Source organism: Arsenicicoccus sp. UBA2120 (assembly GCF_002330965.1).
Lineage (GTDB): Bacteria > Actinomycetota > Actinomycetes > Actinomycetales > Dermatophilaceae > Arsenicicoccus > Arsenicicoccus bolidensis.
In genome coordinates, this window is the sequence record NZ_DCYC01000087.1 from 21,068 (window position 1) to 37,634 (window position 16,567).

At 72.8% G+C, this 16,567-nt stretch carries 15 protein-coding genes; 7 read left to right on the forward strand and 8 right to left on the reverse strand.

Annotation, left to right across the window (positions count from 1 at the left end):
- Positions 1 to 131: 131 nt before the first annotated feature.
- Positions 132 to 428 carry a PPC domain-containing protein gene (locus B2P18_RS14830; protein WP_286961410.1) on the forward strand — a complete coding sequence of 99 codons (297 nt, stop codon included), beginning with the start codon at positions 132 to 134 and terminating at the stop codon, positions 426 to 428.
- A gap of 57 nt (positions 429 to 485) precedes the next feature.
- On the opposite strand, the gene B2P18_RS14835 is transcribed toward B2P18_RS14830, so the two are convergent.
- The 3 genes from B2P18_RS14835 to B2P18_RS14845 form a co-directional block, all read right to left on the reverse strand.
- Positions 486 to 1,139, reverse strand: a complete 654-nt coding sequence (locus B2P18_RS14835; RefSeq protein ID WP_286958834.1) for a phosphatase PAP2 family protein — start codon at positions 1,137 to 1,139, stop codon at positions 486 to 488.
- 126 nt (positions 1,140 to 1,265) lie between these two features.
- Positions 1,266 to 2,009 carry a class F sortase gene (locus tag B2P18_RS14840; RefSeq protein WP_239266709.1) on the reverse strand — a complete coding sequence of 248 codons (744 nt, stop codon included), beginning with the start codon at positions 2,007 to 2,009 and terminating at the stop codon, positions 1,266 to 1,268.
- Between the two features lie 202 nt (positions 2,010 to 2,211).
- Positions 2,212 to 3,330 (reverse strand): hypothetical protein, encoded by a 1,119-nt coding sequence (locus B2P18_RS14845; RefSeq protein ID WP_286961411.1) that lies wholly within the window; start codon positions 3,328 to 3,330, stop codon positions 2,212 to 2,214.
- 706 nt (positions 3,331 to 4,036) lie between these two features.
- Here B2P18_RS14845 and B2P18_RS14850 point away from each other — a divergent pair.
- Genes B2P18_RS14850 through B2P18_RS14860 form a run of 3 tightly spaced genes read left to right on the forward strand, consistent with a single transcriptional unit; the run spans position 4,037 to position 6,091 of the window.
- Entirely contained in the window at positions 4,037 to 4,336 is a 300-nt protein-coding gene (locus tag B2P18_RS14850) for a TfoX/Sxy family DNA transformation protein (RefSeq protein WP_286958832.1), read from the forward strand.
- Positions 4,337 to 4,374: 38 nt separating this feature from the next.
- Positions 4,375 to 5,196 (forward strand): hydroxymethylpyrimidine/phosphomethylpyrimidine kinase, encoded by an 822-nt coding sequence (locus B2P18_RS14855; RefSeq protein WP_286958831.1) that lies wholly within the window; start codon positions 4,375 to 4,377, stop codon positions 5,194 to 5,196.
- Positions 5,197 to 5,236: 40 nt separating this feature from the next.
- Positions 5,237 to 6,091: a thermonuclease family protein gene (locus B2P18_RS14860; RefSeq protein ID WP_286961413.1), complete on the forward strand. Its 855-nt coding sequence runs from the start codon at positions 5,237 to 5,239 to the stop codon at positions 6,089 to 6,091.
- Between the two features lie 52 nt (positions 6,092 to 6,143).
- On the opposite strand, the gene B2P18_RS14865 is transcribed toward B2P18_RS14860, so the two are convergent.
- The 3 genes from B2P18_RS14865 to B2P18_RS14875 form a co-directional block, all read right to left on the reverse strand.
- Positions 6,144 to 6,731 carry a riboflavin synthase gene (locus B2P18_RS14865; RefSeq protein ID WP_286958829.1) on the reverse strand — a complete coding sequence of 196 codons (588 nt, stop codon included), beginning with the start codon at positions 6,729 to 6,731 and terminating at the stop codon, positions 6,144 to 6,146.
- Positions 6,732 to 6,836: 105 nt separating this feature from the next.
- The gene (locus tag B2P18_RS14870; protein ID WP_349677489.1) at positions 6,837 to 7,823 is read right to left on the reverse strand and encodes a PfkB family carbohydrate kinase; all 987 of its coding nucleotides are present in this window, start codon (positions 7,821 to 7,823) and stop codon (positions 6,837 to 6,839) included.
- Entirely contained in the window at positions 7,820 to 8,479 is a 660-nt protein-coding gene (locus tag B2P18_RS14875) for a nucleoside/nucleotide kinase family protein (protein ID WP_286961415.1), read from the reverse strand. Before B2P18_RS14875 ends, B2P18_RS14870 begins: the two co-directional genes overlap by 4 nt.
- Before the next feature lie 51 nt (positions 8,480 to 8,530).
- Between B2P18_RS14875 and B2P18_RS14880 the strand changes: the two genes are divergently transcribed.
- Positions 8,531 to 9,376 (forward strand): SMP-30/gluconolactonase/LRE family protein, encoded by an 846-nt coding sequence (locus B2P18_RS14880; RefSeq protein WP_019287463.1) that lies wholly within the window; start codon positions 8,531 to 8,533, stop codon positions 9,374 to 9,376.
- A gap of 1 nt (position 9,377) precedes the next feature.
- The gene (locus tag B2P18_RS14885) at positions 9,378 to 10,643 is read left to right on the forward strand and encodes a cation:proton antiporter (protein ID WP_286958826.1); all 1,266 of its coding nucleotides are present in this window, start codon (positions 9,378 to 9,380) and stop codon (positions 10,641 to 10,643) included.
- 216 nt (positions 10,644 to 10,859) lie between these two features.
- On the opposite strand, the gene B2P18_RS14890 is transcribed toward B2P18_RS14885, so the two are convergent.
- Together B2P18_RS14890 and argS are read right to left on the reverse strand one after the other, a co-directional pair.
- Positions 10,860 to 12,251: an NAD(P)/FAD-dependent oxidoreductase gene (locus B2P18_RS14890; RefSeq protein WP_239265666.1), complete on the reverse strand. Its 1,392-nt coding sequence runs from the start codon at positions 12,249 to 12,251 to the stop codon at positions 10,860 to 10,862.
- Positions 12,252 to 12,328: 77 nt separating this feature from the next.
- Positions 12,329 to 14,071, reverse strand: coding sequence for an arginine--tRNA ligase (gene argS / locus B2P18_RS14895; protein ID WP_286961418.1), 1,743 nt, complete (start codon positions 14,069 to 14,071; stop codon positions 12,329 to 12,331).
- Between the two features lie 160 nt (positions 14,072 to 14,231).
- Between argS and B2P18_RS14900 the strand changes: the two genes are divergently transcribed.
- Positions 14,232 to 16,487: a 6-phosphofructokinase gene (locus B2P18_RS14900; protein WP_286961420.1), complete on the forward strand. Its 2,256-nt coding sequence runs from the start codon at positions 14,232 to 14,234 to the stop codon at positions 16,485 to 16,487.
- Positions 16,488 to 16,567 lie beyond the last annotated feature (80 nt).

Here is a 16,567-nt window from a genome sequence, read left to right on the forward strand (position 1 = left end):
CGCCAGGTTCGCCAAGCTCGGGCTCGCCTTCGTCGGGGAGGTCGCCGAGACGGCGGGCTCCACCACCCCCACCCCCACCCCGACGCCCACGCCGAGCCCCCACCCCGACCGGATCGGTCCTGGTCAACGGGGTGCCCCGCACCGGGCTGTATGGCGCCGCCGGCGTCATGACGGGATACAGCATCGCCGTGCCCGCCGGCGCCACCAACCTCGTGGTCAGCACGTCGGGCGGCACGGGCGACGTCGACCTCTACCTCAAGGCGGGCAGCGCGCCGACCACCTCGAGCTACGACTGCTGCCCCTACCGGTCGGGCCACACCGAGACCTGCACGGTCCCGGCGCCGGTCGCCGGCACGCACTACGTCGGGCTGCGCGGCTGCTCGGCCTACTCCGGGGTGACGCTCACGGCGTCCTACACGGCGCCCTGACCCGCCCCGCCCCACCACGATCGTGAGCGTCTCGTCCAAGAAGGCTGGACGAGACCCTCACGATCCTGGGAGGGGGATGCGGGCGCGGTGCTCGTGCACCACCAGCAGGCCGACCACGGCCCACGCGACGGCCACCAGCGCGGAGGCCACCGGGTCGCTCGGCCGGTGCCACCCCGCCAGGACCACGCCGAGCCCCGTGAGCGCGGTGGCGAGGGTGGCCAGCGTGGCCCACACCGCGCGCAGGCCGCCGCCCAGCGCCACGACCGCCGCCACCGCGAGCGCCGCCACGGCCCCCGTGTGGCCGCTCGGGAACGAGTTGCCGTAGTGCGAGATCCCGAGGTCCGGCCGCTCCAAGGTGTACTTGAGCACCTCGGCCGACACGAACGTCCCCGCCGCGCACACCATCCCTACGACCGCCGGCACCACGCGCCGCTGCGCCACCGCCAGCAGCACGATCGCGCCCAGCGCCGCGGCGCAGGACAGCGGGGTGATCACCCCGAGCGCTTCGGCGACGCGTCGGGCGCCGACGGGGGACAGCTCGTGCAGGTGCCACCAGATGCGGTGGTCCCAGGCCTGGCCGCGCACGGTGCACACGGCCACGGCATACAGGCTCGTCAGGGCAGCGCACGCCGCAGCCAGGCCGGTCATGCCGGCGAGGCGGGCGCGCACGAGGGCGGTGGAGCTCAGGGCGCGGGGGGAAGGGCTGGTCATGCGGGTCCTCTCGACCGGATCACGCTAGGGCAGCGGACTGTGGACGGGCTGTGGCGCAGCACCGGACCGGGTGTAGGACGAGTGCGCGCCCCGGGGAAAGGAACCCGGGGCGCGCGCGTCCGCCAGTCAGCCGACCGGGACGAGCCTCGCGAGGTCGTTGCGGGTGCGGCTGGTGGTCTCGCACGTGACGAGACCGAGCTGGCGGGGTCCGGCACGGTCCACGATCCATGCCGGAAGGCTGTGCTTGTCGACACCCGGCACGACCTCGACGACCCGCCAGGCCTGCCCGGCGACGGTGAGGGTGTCACCGGTCTTGAGCTCGCGGACGTACTCCAGCGCGCCGACCGTGGCGTCGCTGCGCGTGGAGTGGCCGACGACGATCGTCGTGCCCCGCGTCGCCCCGAAGTCCGGGCTGCCGGTCCACCGGCACACGGCGCCGATGTCGCTGGGCGGGGTGACGGTGTTGTCCTCGGTGGCGCACCCGGTGACCGGGGCGTCGACCCCGAGGACGGGGATGCGCAGGGTGCGGGAGCCGTCGTCGACGGTCCGCGCGCCGGGCTGTCCCGAGGCGGACGTCCCGCGGCCCGTGGAGGTCCCGGCCGGCGCGGCCGACCTGGCCGCTGACGACGAGCCGGCCGAGGGAGTGCTGGTCGCGGCGCCGGCGCTCGTGGTGACCGCGGCTCCACCGGTCGTGGCCGCCGTCCCCGTCGCCGACGCGGTGGAGGACGAGCTCGCGGCGGTCGGGCTGCTCGCCGCCACCTCGGTGCGGTGGTGGGTGGCCGCGGGGCCTCCCTCGCCGCCGCACCCCGTCAGCAGCAGGCCGAGCGCGACGGCGGCCGTCGCGGCCAGCCGCGGTCGTCGGGCCGTCATGCCGTCCTCCTGGTCCGTGGTCGATGGGTGTCGTGCACCCTTGCGAGAGTGGGTGGTTCGAGTGGTGGCGCGGTGGCCTGCACGGGGCGAGGCCCCCCGCTCCCAGGGGAGCCGGGGGCCTCGCCACCCGGCTGGGACGCGACGTCGCCTCCCAGCGTGCTGTGCCGTATGCCGTGTCTCAGGCGCTCAGGCGCTCAGGCGCTCAGGCGCTCTGGCGGCGACGGACGGCGGGGACCATCATCAGGCCCGCCGCGACGGCCAGGCCGGCACCGAGCGCACCGGCACCGAGACCGGACTCGTCACCCTCGACGCCGGAGTTGAAGACCGGCGCGCCGTTGGCCGTGGCCTTGGCGGGGGTCTCGGTCACGACGACACCGGACGGGGTGACGGGCGTGACGACGACCGGCGTGTGGCCGACCGGCTTCACCTTCACCGGGGTCGGGGTCACGGGGGTGGGCTTGACCGGGGCAGGCGTCTGGGTGACGGGCTTCTCCGGGGTCGGCGTGGCCGGCGTGGTCGGCGTGGTCGGGGTCGGGCAGGTGTTGTCGCAGTCCTCGACCGGAGGCGTCGTCGGCGTGGTGCCGCACGGCACGTTGGCGTCCTTGATGGTGTGCACGATCAGGTCGCCGGTCGGGAAGGTGTACCAGTCGGCCGAGACCGCCTTGACCACCAGGGTGCCGTTGCTCCACTCGCCGGGCTCCCAGACGACGCCCTTGGCGTCGGGGAGCGTGACCTGGTCGTTGTCCGGACCGCAGACGGGGACGACGACCGGGGCCGGCGGGGTGACGGTCTTGCAGATGTTGCAGTCGTCGCCGGGCGTGGTGTCCTCGGGCTTGGGCGTCTCGGGCGTGGTGTCCTCGGGCTTGGGCGTCTCGGGCGTGGTGTCGCCGGGCTTGGGCGTCTCGGGCGTGGTGTCGCCGGGCTTGGGCGTCTCCGGCTGGGGCGACTCGGGCTTCGGGGTCTCCGGCTTGGGCTCGGACGGCGTGGGCGTCTCCGTGCCGGGGCCGTCCGGACGGTCCGCGGCACCGCAGTGGTCCTCGTTGATGCCACCGTGGTTGCCGTGCTGGACGCAGTCCTTGCCCTTGTCGGGGTTGGGGTCGTCCTTGGCCGGCTTGCCCGTGGCGCCGTGGTCGCTGCCGTCGGCCTCCTCGGCGTGCGGGGTGGTCTGCTGGGGCTGGTCCTGCTTGGCGGAGCTCTGCTTGGTGGGCTGGGTCGCCCCGTCGTGACCGGTGGCCATGGCCGTGCCGGCGCTGCCGAGGGCGACGCTCAGGGCGAAGGCGCCGGAGATGACGATACGGCCGGTGGTGAGCGTGCGGTTCATGGTGCGTTCCTTTCTGACGGAGCGTCGGCGCTCCTGGATGTCTGATGTGCTGTGCCGCCGGGCCGAGCGTGGTCTCGGATGGTGTTCTGTGCGGCTCCCCCCGTTGACAGCAATTCAACGAGGGAATTCACGAGGCATCTCAGAAATCAATGGCAAATGATCCGAAGCAGGTATCAACTATTGCGGTTAGTCAGGAAGCAAGCACGTTGTGTGACCGCTCCCGGGCCGCGACCGGCATCGTTCACAAGCCGTCTACCTGCATGAACGTCTCGTCTGGAGGATCCAGGACTGGGGCCGTCGCAATACGTAATGGTCCAGTCACCGTGTGTTGGTAGAGATAATGACTAGCCCGGACCCGCCCCTCGAACAATGCGCGCCGCAGCGGCTGCGCAATTGGGACACAAGGCCAGCAATGCACTCCTGACAATGACGCAAAGAATGCGCGCGGATACCCTGAGTGATGTCCCGGACGTCAATTGTCCGAAATGCTCCACGACGGGCGGATCGCGCCAGCAGCTCGCGCTGCGGCCGGCTGCGGGTGGCGCGCCAGGAGCGACCGAGGGCCGCGCGGTGGGGCCGATGGGCGCGGCGACGCACCACATACATCACGCAGAGTGATAGTTTGATGACGACGTCAGAGCCATCGGCGCAGGTCAGAGTCTGTGCACGATGACTGCTGAGAGTAATCACGGGAACGATGGGGGACATGGTGAGCGGGAGCCGAACGCGCGTGGAGGCGCTGCCCAACATCGGTCCCAAGCTGGCCGCGGCACTGCGGGCCGTGGGGGTCGCCGACGCCGAGACCCTGCGGGAGCGGGGGTCGGAGGCCGTGTGGCGTGACATGCGCGAGCAGGGCCTGTTCGACGACGCCACGTCCCTGCAGGCTCTCGAGGGTGCGGTGCGCGGGATGCGCTGGCACGACCTCGACCGAGGCCTGCGCGCCCGGCTGGTCGAGATCGCGGCCGACCCGGAGCACGAGAACGGCTTCGAGGCCGACGCGAGCTGAGCTCCCGCAGCGGCGCCGGTCGGTGAGAAACTGTGGGCATGACCACACCTCACGCTGTCGCCGCGGCCGAGGCCGCTCCCATCGCGCTGACCATCGCCGGGTCCGAGGCGACCGGCGGCGCTGGAGCCCAGGCCGACCTCAAGACCTTCCAGGCGCTCGGCACCTTCGGCATCGCTGCCCTCACGTGCATCGTGTCCTTCGACCCCAAGGCCGACTGGGGGCACCGGTTCGTGCCGGTGGACCCGGGCGTGATCGCCGACCAGCTGGAGGCCGAGCTGGCGGCATACGACATCGACACGATCAAGGTGGGCATGCTGGGCACGCCGGCCACGATCGAGACCGTCGCCGGCGTCCTGCGCGAGGCGCGGCCCCGCAACCTGGTCCTCGACCCGGTGCTCATCTGCAAGGGGCAGGAGCCCGGCGCGGCGCTCGACACCGACACCGCGCTCAAGGAGCAGGTGCTGCCGCTCGCGACCTTCGTGACGCCCAACCACTTCGAGTCGATGGCCCTGTCCGGGATGGACTCCATCGAGAGCGAGGACGACCTCGTCGCCGCCGCCCGCGCCATCCACGAGCGCTCCGGCGCCGTCGTCCTCGCCAAGGGGGGCGTCCGGCTCACGGGGCCCGACGCCATCGACGTGTTCTACGACGGCACCACCCTCGAGGTGCTGAGGGCGCCCAAGATCGGCGACCTGGCCGTCAGCGGCGCCGGCTGCACCCTCGCCGCCGCCGTCACCGCCGAGCTGGCCAAGGGCGCGTCGCCGCTCGACGCCGCCCGCACCGCCAAGGATTTCGTCCGTCAGGCGATCCTGCACCGGATGCCGTCGCGCGCGCCGTTCGAGGCCGTCCGCCAGGTCTGACCCCCGTCCCCGTCCCCGACCCACGCCATGGAGGGACCAGATGACCAGGCCCGGCCGCCGACGTCGATGGGGCCTGCGGGTCCTCACTGTCCTCGCAGGCTTAGGCCTGGCGTCGGCGACGGCATACGGCCTGGTCAGCGGGGGGATCACCAGCTCGCCGGACGGTGAGCGGTTGCGGGTGGTGGGCGCCCAGAGCGGGGACGTCCTCGACGTGACGACGATGCGCAACCGGCGGTTGGTGCGCCTCGCCGGGGTCGAGGCACCCCGCCGGACGTCCGACGGCGGGGTCCAGTGCCTGGCGGACGAGGCCCACGAGGCGCTCGAGCGGCTGGCGCCCACGGGGTCACCGGTCACGCTGCGGCACGCGCCGGGCACCCGTGGGTGGGTCCTCGACGGACGTGGCGCCCCCCGCCAGGGCGAGGACGGGGCGGAGGTCAGCAGCGTCTACGACCACCAGGACCGGCTGATCGCGGTCGAGCTCGCCCGCCGCGGGCTGGTCGTGCCGGACGCCGACGACCAGCGCGACGCCGAGGCGCTCGCCCAGGGGTTCGACCACGCGCGGTCGGAGGGTGCGGGCTTCTACGACGAGGACCTCGCGTGCACCGTGCCCGGCCAGGTCCGCGGCCGGATCGCGGGTCTGCAGCAGGCGCTCGGCCCGCGCCAGCGGTGGGCGGACGAGGGGCCGGCACCCGCTCCTGCCCGGGTCGACGCCGCGCTCGCGTCCGCGACCGAGCTGTGGCGGCACCTCAGCGCCGTGGGTCCGCACCGGGACGCGCCGGAGTGGCGGGCGCTGTCGTCCAACGACACGGCCCTGCTGCGGATGCGCCTCGAGGCGGCCATCGGGGGGGCTCAGGCCGTGCGGTTCAACGCGTCGACGCTGGCCGAGGAGGGCTAGCGGCTGTTGACGAGCGGGGAGTGGCGAGGGGCGCGTAGGTAGCGGCGAGCGGCTAGCGGGTCATGAGGCGCTCGACGTACTTGGCGATCACGTCCACCTCGAGGTTGACCGGGTCCCCGACCTGCTTGCGGCCCAGCGTGGTCAGCTCGAGCGTCGTCGGGATCAGCGACACCGCGAAGGTCGCGTCGTCCACCGCGCTCACCGTGAGGGAGATGCCGTCGACCGTGATCGACCCCTTCTCGACGACATAGCGCGAAAGCTCCGGCGGCAGCGAGAAGGTCACGACCTCCCAGCGGTCCCCGGGCTCGCGGCGCACGATCGTGGCGGTCCCGTCCACGTGCCCCTGCACCACATGCCCCCCGAACCTGCCCCCGGCGGGCATCGCGCGCTCGAGGTTGACGGGCGAGCCCGCCTGCAGCGCACCGAGGCTCGAGCGGTCGAGGGTCTCGCGCATCACGTCCACGCTGAAGGTCGCCTCGTCGTGCGCCACCACCGTCAGGCACACCCCGTTGACGGCGATCGAGGCGCCGTGCGTCGCGTCGCTCACGACCAGGGGGCCGCGCACCGTCAGGACGGCGCTGTCCGCGCCGAGCTCGACGGCCTCCACGGAGCCGAGCTCCTCCACGATGCCGGTGAACATGGCTGCTCCTTCGTTGGTCGGGACGTCCTCCCCAACCTACCGGCGGCGGTCACATCGACCGGCCGTCGTTCCCCAGGCTGATGATCCCGCCGCCGGCAGGTCCGCTCAGGGGCGTGGTCCCAGCGCTGTCGGGATGTCGGCGAGCCAGCCACGGGACGACGCGTGCGACACCCGGACCGCGGCCACCCGGCAGGCCAGCCCGACCGCGCCGGGCAGCGCCTGCCCCTGCGCCAGCGCCGCCACCAGCGCCCCGTGGAACGCGTCCCCCGCCCCGAGGGAGTCGACGGCCGTGACCGCGGGCGGCGTCACCGCGCCCTCGCTCCCTCCTCGCGCGGACCGCCAGCGCACCGCTCGTGGCCCGTCGGTGACCAGCGCGGTGCCGCAGCCCGACTCGAGCAGGTGGTCCAGGGTGCCGGACGGGTGCAGTCCCAGCTGACGGCCGTATGCCGAGGAGGCCGCCGCCACGTCCACCAGCCGCAGCCAGCCCTCGACGTGGGCCTTGACGCTGCCCGCGTCCAGCACCGTCGTCACGCGTCCGGCCCGGGCCAGGTGCAACGCGGCCTCGCCGGCCACCGGGTGGTGCCCGTCGACGAGCACGGCTGCGGCGCGGGCGATCTCGTCGCGCGCCTCGTCGGAGAGGTTCCACGTGGAACTCTGCGCGCCCGGCGAGACGACCGTCCGCTCCCCGTCGGCGTGGACGACGCAGGTGGCCACCGGAAGCGCCCAGGCGCCACCGTCCCCACCGGCGACCCCGCCACGTGCCGGACCACGTGCCGGACCACGCGCCGCACCGCCCGCCCCACCGTGATCCGGCGCCACCAGGTCCACGAGGCGCACCCCGCACGCCGTGAGGTCCGCCCGCACCACGTCGGCTGCCACGCCTGTCCCGACCGCGCTGATCAGGGTCACAGCACCACGGTGCAGCAACGCCGCCGCCGTCACTGCGGCGTTGGCCGCCGGACCTCCAGCCACGAGCTCGACCGCGTCCGAGCGGGACTTGCCGCCCAGGACGACCGGCTCGCTGACGCGTTGCACGACGTCGAGCGTCGTCAGCCCCACGCAGATGACGCGTGGACCCGCCCCATCACTCACTCGAGCACCACGACCACGTCCGCGCGCCCGCGCGTCGCCGCGACCAGCCGCGCGTTGGCGGCGTCCACGCCCTCCGTCCCGCGGGTCAGCGCCGCGTCGCGGGTCCGACCGAACTGCACGTGCCGGTCGACGAGCCGCTCGACGCGCAGCCGCTCCGGCACGTCGACGAACCACACCTCGTCGCAGAGCACGTGCACGGCGGTCCACGGATCCTCTTGCAGCAGCAGGTAGTTGCCCTCCGTCACGACCAACGGGCAGTCGGGCGGGACCAGCACGGCGCCCGCGACGGCGTCCTCCACCGAGCGGCGGAACTCCGGCGCCCACACCGCGACCGGGGGCTCCGCGACCAGGCGACGCAGCAGTGCGACATACCCCTCGGCGTCGAAGGTCCACGGTGCGCCCTTGTCGGCGACGTCGCCGCGGGCCTCGAGCACGCTGTGCGCGAGGTGGAACCCGTCCATCCCCACCACCACGGCGCCCGGCACGGCCTGCGCCACCAGCTCCGCGAGCGTCGACTTGCCGGCGGCCGGGGCCCCGGTGATGCCGAGGACCCGGCGCCCGGGCCGCGCCGCGAGCTCCCGCGCCCGCTCGACGGCGGCCTCCGCAGCCAGCTCGTGCCCCTCGCCAGCCGTGCTGTCAGCGATCTGGTCAACCATCTCGCCAGCGTAGGACCCGCAGCCCGCACGCGCTCGCCTAGGGTGAGGCCCATGCGCGCCGACCCCGTGACCGATCCCATCTGCTACCACGCCGAGGGGCCGGTCTGGTGGCCCTCGTGGGGGCTGCGGTGGGTGGACATGCTCGCCGGCGACGTCATGACCCTGCGGCCCGACGGTGAGCCCACCCGCACCCACGTCGGCACCGTCGTCGCCTGCCTGCGCCCACGCGAGGGCGGTGGCGCGGTCCTGGCGCTCGAGCGGGCCGTCGCCAGCACCCGGCGCGACGACCTGACCGAGCTCACGGTCGGCCCGACCTTCGTGCCCGACGGCATCCGGCTCAACGAGGGCGGCTGCGACCCGGACGGCCGGTTCTGGGTCGGGTCGATGGCCTACGACCAGCAGCCCGACGCCGCCACCCTCTACGTCATGGACGAGGACCTGTCCGCGCACGTGGCCCTCGACCCCGTCACCGTCTCCAACGGCATCGTCTGGAGCCCCGATGGCGCGACCGGCTACTACGCCGACACCGCCACCCACCGGGTCATCTCCTTCCCGTATGACGGGACCGCCGCCATCGAGGCCCCCCGCACGCTCGTGGACCTCGGTCCGGACGGCAGCCCCGACGGGCTCACCGTCGATGCCGAGGGTGGGGTCTGGATGGCGATGAACGGCGACGGCGAGGTGCGCCGCTACACCCCGCAGGGACGGCTCGACGAGGTCGTGCAGGTCCCCGCCCGGCAGGTCACCGCCTGCACCTTCGGCGGCGACGACCTCGGCACCCTCTACATCACCACCTCCAGAGAGGGCCTCGACGATGGCGACGACCCCCTGGCCGGCGGGGTGTGCGCCATACGGCCTGGTGTGTCCGGCCTGCCCGCGCTGACCTGGCGCGGCTGAGGTGGTCACCGGGGTCGTCTATCTCGTCGCGGGGATCGGCCTGCTGCTCGGTGCCTTCCTGCCGAGGCTCCTGCGCGAGCGCGCCATCTCCGCCCCGATGGTGGTGCTGTTCGTCGGCATCGCCGTCGGCTGGTTCCTGCCCGGCGACGAGCCGATCGCGCCCGTCTTCCAGCAGACCATCACCCAGCACGTCGCCGAGGTCTGCGTCCTCGTCTCCCTCATGGGCGTCGGCCTGGCCATCGACCGGCCGTTCGCCTGGAGGGCCTGGCGACCGACCTGGCGTTTGCTCGGGATAGCGATGCCGTTGTGCATCGCTGCCGTGGCACTGCTCGGCTGGTGGGCGCTGGCGCTGTCACCGGCCGCCGCCATCCTGCTCGGCGCCGTGCTCGCTCCCACCGACCCGGTGCTCGCGTCGGACGTGCAGGTCGCCGGGCCGAGCGTCAGCGGCGAGGAGGAGAGCCCCGAGGAGGAGGACGACGAGGTGCGCTTCGCCCTCACGTCCGAGGCCGGGCTCAACGACGCCCTGGCCTTCCCGTTCGTGTGGTTCGCGTTGTTCCTCGCCACCAAGGGGCCGGTCGCGGAGTGGGGCTGGCACTGGATCGGGATGGAGCTGGTCGGCAAGATCGCCATCGGCGCGCTCGTCGGGCTGGCGGGCGGCTGGGTCTTCGGCAAGGTGGCGTTCCGCGCGCAGTGGGACAACCTGCGCCTCGCGGACGTCGGTGAGCCGATGCTCGGGCTGGCGCTGGTCGCCACCGTCTACGGACTGGCCGAGGTCCTGCACGGCTACGGCTTCCTCGCCGTGTTCGTCTGCGCGGTGACGCTGCGCGCTGCCGAGCGCGGCCACGAGTACCACGGCCGGCTCCACGACGCCATCGAGCACGTCGAGTCCGTGCTGACGCTGCTGATCCTCCTGCTGCTCGGCGCCTCCCTGTCGTCGGGGCAGCTGTCGGCGCTGAGCTGGCAGGGCATGCTCGTCGCCGTCGCCCTCGTGCTCGTCATCCGCCCCCTGTGCGGCTGGGTCTCGCTGATCGGCACCAAGCAGCTGGGCTCGCGCGAGAAGGTCGTGACCGCGATGTTCGGCGTCCGCGGCATCGGCTCCGTGTTCTACATGGCCTTCGCGACGGCTCAGCACGAGTGGCCGGAGCAGAAGGCGCTGTGGGCGACGGTGACCTTTGCGATCGTGGTGAGCGTGATGGTGCACGGCGTGCTGGCGACGCCCGCCATGAAGCACCTCGAGGAGCGCCGCGGCGCCGAGCGCCCCGTCTGACCACGGTCCTCGGCCACACCCTCCTGGGTGGCGGCCTCCAGCGTCGGTGGCGATCTACCGCGTGGGTGGCACGTTGCAGCACGCCACGAACGCTGGAGCCCGCCACGAGCGCTGGAGCCCGCCCGTTGCGCCCGGCGGGGCCGCAGACAGATCGACCGGCCTCCGTCACACCCGCCTGGGGGACGTAGGCCGGTCGATGCCTCGGCCGGGGGCGGGTCAGCGGGTGCGGCGGTCGGCGGCCTCGGGGTCGTAGGGCTGCTCGAGGGGCAGGCGCACGCCGCCGATCGTCGGCTGGAACTGGCTGCCGAGCTGGCTCACCGCGAGGCGTCCGACGAGCTGCTGGCGCGTGGTCGTGCGCTCGGCCCGACCCGTGGACAGGAACGCGATGGCCCAGTGCATCAGCGTCGTCACCCGGTGCTTGAAGCCCACGATGTTGATGAGGTGCACGAACAGCCAGGCCAGCCACGCCGGGAAGCCCGTCAGCTTGATCTTGCCGATGCTCGCGATGGCGCCGAACTTGCTGATCACGGCCATCGACCCGCGGTCCTTGTACTGGAACGGCGAGGTGTCGCGGGTGCCGCCCAGCTCGGAGGCGATGGTCCGCGCGGCGTGCTGGCCACCCTGGATCGCGACCTGCGCGACGCCGGGCAGCTTGTCGAGGCTCATCATGTCGCCGACGACGAAGATCTCGGGGTGCCCCGGCAGCGTCAGGTCGGGGTTGACCGAGATGCGGCCGGCCCGGTCCACCTCGGCGCCGGTCTGCTTGCCGAGGGTGGCTCCGAGGGGGCTGGCCTGGACGCCGGCCGCCCACACCTTGCAGACGGCGCCGATGCGCTCGGTCGAGCCGTCCTTGCGCTTGTACGTCACGGACTCCGAGTTCACGTCGGTGACCAGGGCGTCGAGGATGACCTCCACGCCGATGCGCTCGAGCTCGGCCTTGGCGCGGCTGGACAGCTTGTCGCCGAACGCCCCGAGGACGGCAGGGGCCCCGTCGATGAGGATCACGCGGGCCTGCGTGGAGTCGATGGAGCGGAAGTTGCCCTTGAGGGTGTTGGTCGCAAGGTCCTTGATCTGTCCGGCCATCTCGACGCCGGTCGGTCCGGCCCCGACGACCACGAAGGTCATCAGCCGCTCGCGCTCGGCCGGGTCCTCGGACAGCTCGGCGACCTCGAAGGCGCCGAAGATGCGGGCGCGCAGCTCGAGGGCGTCGTCGATGGTCTTCATCCCGGGGGCGTAGACCGCGAAGTGGTCGTTGCCGAAGTAGGACTGGCCGGCGCCGGCGGCCACGATCAGGTAGTCGTAGTGCAGGGTCGTCTCGTGCTGCAGCGCCTCGGCCGTCACCGTGCGGGCGTCGACGTCGATGCTGGTGACCTCGCTCATGATGACCTTGGCGTTGCGCTGGCCCTTGAGCACCTCGCGCGTGCTGGGAGCGATCTCGCCGGGGCTGAGGATGCCGGTGGCGACCTGGTACAGCAGGGGCTGGAACAGGTGGTAGACGGTCTTGCCGACGATCGTCACGTCGACGTCGGCGTCCTTGAGCTCCTGGGCGGCGAAGAGCCCGCCGAATCCGGATCCGATGATCACCACGTGGGGGCGCTTGTGAGCCATGGCACACAGGCTAACCTCACCCTGCCCCCTGCGGGGGACTGGGCCGTATGCCGAGAGCCCGCCCCACGTGGGGTCGGTCACATGCGCTCGGGAGCCTCCACGCCGAGCAGGTCCAGGCCCTGCACGAGGGTGCGGAGCGTGAGGGCGCAGAGCGTCAGGCGCGACGCCCGGGTCTGCTCGTCGTCCGCCTTGAGCACCGGGCACGCCTCGTAGAACGACGAGAAGGTCTGGGCCAGCTCGAAGAGGTAGGTGCACAGGCGGTGCGGCTCGTAGATCGCGCCGACCTGCGCCAGGACGCCGTCGAGGTCGAGGAGCTTGAGGGCCAGCTCGCGCTCGGCGGGCTCGGTGACGAGCACGGGGGCGTCCTGCGCCTCGGGGTCCACGCCGGCGCTGCGCAGGATGGACCGCAGCCGGGCCGTGGCGTACTGCAGGTAGGGGCCGGTGTTGCCGGTGAGCGCGAGCATCCGGTCGAGGTCGAAGACGTAGTCCGAGTCGTGGGCGACCGACAGGTCGGCATACTTCACGCCCCCGATGCCGACCATCCGCGCGATGTCGGCCCGCTCCTGCTCGGGGAGCTCGGGGCGCGCCTCGTCGATGTAGGCGCGGGCGTGCTGCACGGCCTCGTCGAGGAGGTACATGAGGCGCAGGGGGGCGCCGGACCGGGTCTTGAGGATCTTGCGGTCCTCGCCGAGGACCGAGCCGATCTTGACGTGCTCGACCTGCACCTCGGCGGGGTCCTTCGGCAGGTAGCCCGCCTGCCGCGCGGTCTCGTAGACCATCTGCAGGTGCAGGCTCTGGGTCACGCCCACGACATACAGGATCCGGTCGGCGTGCAGGTCCTCCACGCGGTGCTTGACCGTCGCCAGGTCGGTGGTGCCGTAGCCGTAGCCGCCGTCGGACTTGCGGATGAACAGCGGGACGGGCTTGTCCTCGCGGCCGGTGAAGCCGGGGAGGAAGACGACGAGCGCGCCGTCGTCCATGGTCGCGATGCCCTTGGCCTCGAGGTCGGCGCAGATGCCGGGGAGGTCCTCGTTGTACGACGACTCGCCGGCCAGGTCGGCGTCGGTGAGGGTCACGCCGAGGGTGGAGTAGACCCTGTTGAAGTAGACCTTGGACAGGTCGTAGAGCTTGCCCCAGAGCCGCAGCGTCTCGGGGTCGCCGGCCTGCAGCCGGACGACCCGGGCACGGGCGCGCGTCGCGAAGTCCTCGGACCCGTCGAACTTCGCGCGGGCTGTCTGGTAGAACGCGTTGGGGTCGGTCTCGACGACGTGCGCCTCGGGGGAGTCCTCGCCGACCTCGAGGAGGTGCTCGACCAGCATCCCGAAGGGGGTGCCCCAGTCGCCGACGTGGTTCTGCCGGATGACGGTGTGGCCGAGGTGCTCGAGGGTGCGGGCGAGCGAGTCGCCGATGATCGTCGTGCGCAGGTGGCCGACGTGCATCTCCTTGGCGACGTTGGGCGCGGAGTAGTCGATGGGGATGATCTCGGCCGGCTGGGTGGCCACGCCGAGCCGCGGGTCCGCCTGGGCGGCCTGCACCTGCTGGGCGATCCACGCGTCGCTGAAGGTCACGTTGATGAAGCCCGGTCCGCTGACCTCGGCGGACGCGATGAGGTCGCCCGTCTCGAGGTGCTCCACGATGGCGTCGGCGACGTCGCGCGGCTTGCGACCGAGCCGCTTGGCCAGGGCCATGGCGGCGTTGACCTGCACGTCGGCGAACTGGCTGGGTCGCACCACGGGGTCCGCCCCTCGCACGTCCTCGCCGAACGCGGCGACGAGGGCGGACTGCACGGCCGGGGCGAGGGCGTCGATCGGGGCAACCATGGGTCCCAGGTTAGTGGGCCTCACCAGCCCGGACGAACGCGTATCACCCCCCTCGGGGCGCGGCGCCCGGGCGGGCACGGTTGGATGGAGGCGAGGACCGTCCGCCCCGTCGTGGACGTGGACCGTCAGCCCAGTCGCGCACGCAGCCGGAGGTAGCCCCGTGGAGACCGTCCCCCGCATCGCCGTCCTGACGAGCGGCGGTGACGCGCAGGGCATGAACGCCGCGGTGCGCGGCGCCGTCCGCACCGCCCTTCACCTCGGGGCCGAGGTCTTCGCGATCTTCGAGGGCTACCAGGGCATGGTCGACGGCGGCGACGGCATCCGCCAGGTCGGCTGGGACGACGTCGGCAACGTCCTGCACCGCGGCGGCACCATGATCGGGACCTACCGCAGCAAGGACTTCCGCGAGCGCGCGGGCCGGCTGCGCGCCGCCGCCAACCTCGTGGAGCGCGGCATCGACCGGCTCATCGTCATCGGTGGGGACGGCTCGCTGAGCGGGCTCGACCTGTTCCGCCAGGAGTGGCCCGGGCTGCTCGCCGAGCTGGCCGACACCGGGCGCATCGACCAGGCGCTCGCGGACGCGCACCCCGCCCTGATGATCGCCGGGCTCGTCGGCTCCATCGACAACGACCTGGTGGGCACCGACATGACCATCGGCGCGGACAGCGCGCTGCACAGGATCGTCGACGCCATCGACGCCATCGCCAGCACGGCGGCCAGCCACCAGCGCAGCTTCGTGGTCGAGGTGATGGGCCGGCACTGCGGCTACCTCACGCTGATGAGCGCCATCGCGGGCGGCTGCGACTACGCCCTCATCCCCGAGAACCCGCCCGCCGACGGCTGGGAGGACCGCATGTGCGCCGAGCTGCGGCGCGGGCGCGCGGCCGGTCGCCGGGACTCGATCGTCGTGGTGGCCGAGGGCGCCCAGGACCGCGAGGGCAACCCCATCACGGCGGCGTACGTGCGCGACACGATCGAGCAACGCCTCGACGAGGACACCCGCGTGACGATCCTCGGGCACGTGCAGCGGGGTGGCCGGCCCAGCGCCTTCGACCGGTGGGCGTCGACCTGGCTGGGCTACGCCGCGGCCGAGGAGGTCCTGGCGGCGACCCCGGGGTCGGTGGCCCACGTGGTCGGCATACGGGGCAACCGCATCGCCAAGGTCCCCCTCATGGAGGCCGTCGAGCGCACCCGGGAGGTCCCGGCGGCCATCGCCGGTGGCGACTACGCGGAGGCGATGCGGCTGCGGGGAGGGTCGTTCACCGAGATGACCCAGGTCTTCACCGAGATGTCGGAACCGCCGGTCCCCGCCCTGGCTGAGGGCGAGTCGCCCCGACGCGTCGCGATCCTGCACGCCGGCGGGCTCGCCCCCGGCATGAACACCGCCGCCCGCGCCGCCGTGCGCCTCGGGATCGACCGCGGGCACACGATGCTCGGCGTGCGCGGCGGCTTCCCCGGCCTGCGCGACGGCCAGGTGGAGGAGCTGACCTGGGGCGACGTCGAGGGATGGACCTCCATCGGGGGTGCCGAGCTGGGGATCCGCCGCACGGTCCCCGAGATCGAGGACCTCTATGCCATCGGTCGCAGCCTGGAAGCCGCCCGCGTCGACGCGCTGCTGGTCGTCGGCGGCTGGAACGGCTACCAGGGGGCGCACCGCCTGTGGGAGGAGCGGGACCGGTACCCGGCCTTCCGCATCCCGGTGGTGTGCGTCCCCGCCTCGATCGACAACAACCTGCCGGGGTCCGAGCTGGCCATCGGCACCGACACCGCGCTCAACGCGATCGTCGAGGCCGTCGACCGGATCAAGCAGTCCGCCTCCGCGCGACGGCGCTGCTTCGTGGTCGAGACGATGGGGCGCTACTGCGGCTACCTCGCGCTGATGAGCGGGCTGGCGAGCGGCGCCGAGCGCGTCTACCTGCACGAGGAGGGCATCACCCTCGACGACCTGCAGGACGACGTGCACCGCCTGCGCTCCTCCTTCGACGCCGGACGCCGCCTCTACCTCGCCATCCGCAACGAGCGCGCGAGCGAGCAGTACACGACGGACTTCCTCGCCCGTCTCCTCGACCAGGAGGGGCAGGAGAGGTATGACGTGCGCCAGGCGGTCCTCGGTCACCTGCAGCAGGGCGGCGACCCCTCGCCGTTCGACCGGGTGCTGGCGACGCGGCTCGTGGCGCACGCGGTGGACCTGCTGACCGAGCAGCTCGCCGCAGGGGGCCGCGAGGCGCAGCTGGTCGGCCTCGTCGCGGGCCGGGTGCAGGCCACGCCCATGGCGCGGATGCTCGAGCTCATGGACATGGCGCACCGTCGTCCCAAGGACCAGTGGTGGCTGGACCTGAGGCCCGTCGTCCGCGCCGTCTCGGAGCCGCCGCCGCCCGTGCTCGCGGCGCCTCGGGCGCCGTCCGCAGGCCAGTGACCTGCGCAGACGTGGCCACGTGACCGTATCGAGATTTTTTGGACTCGGGGGTTTGCCGCCTGACGGGCCTGGGCAAGTTA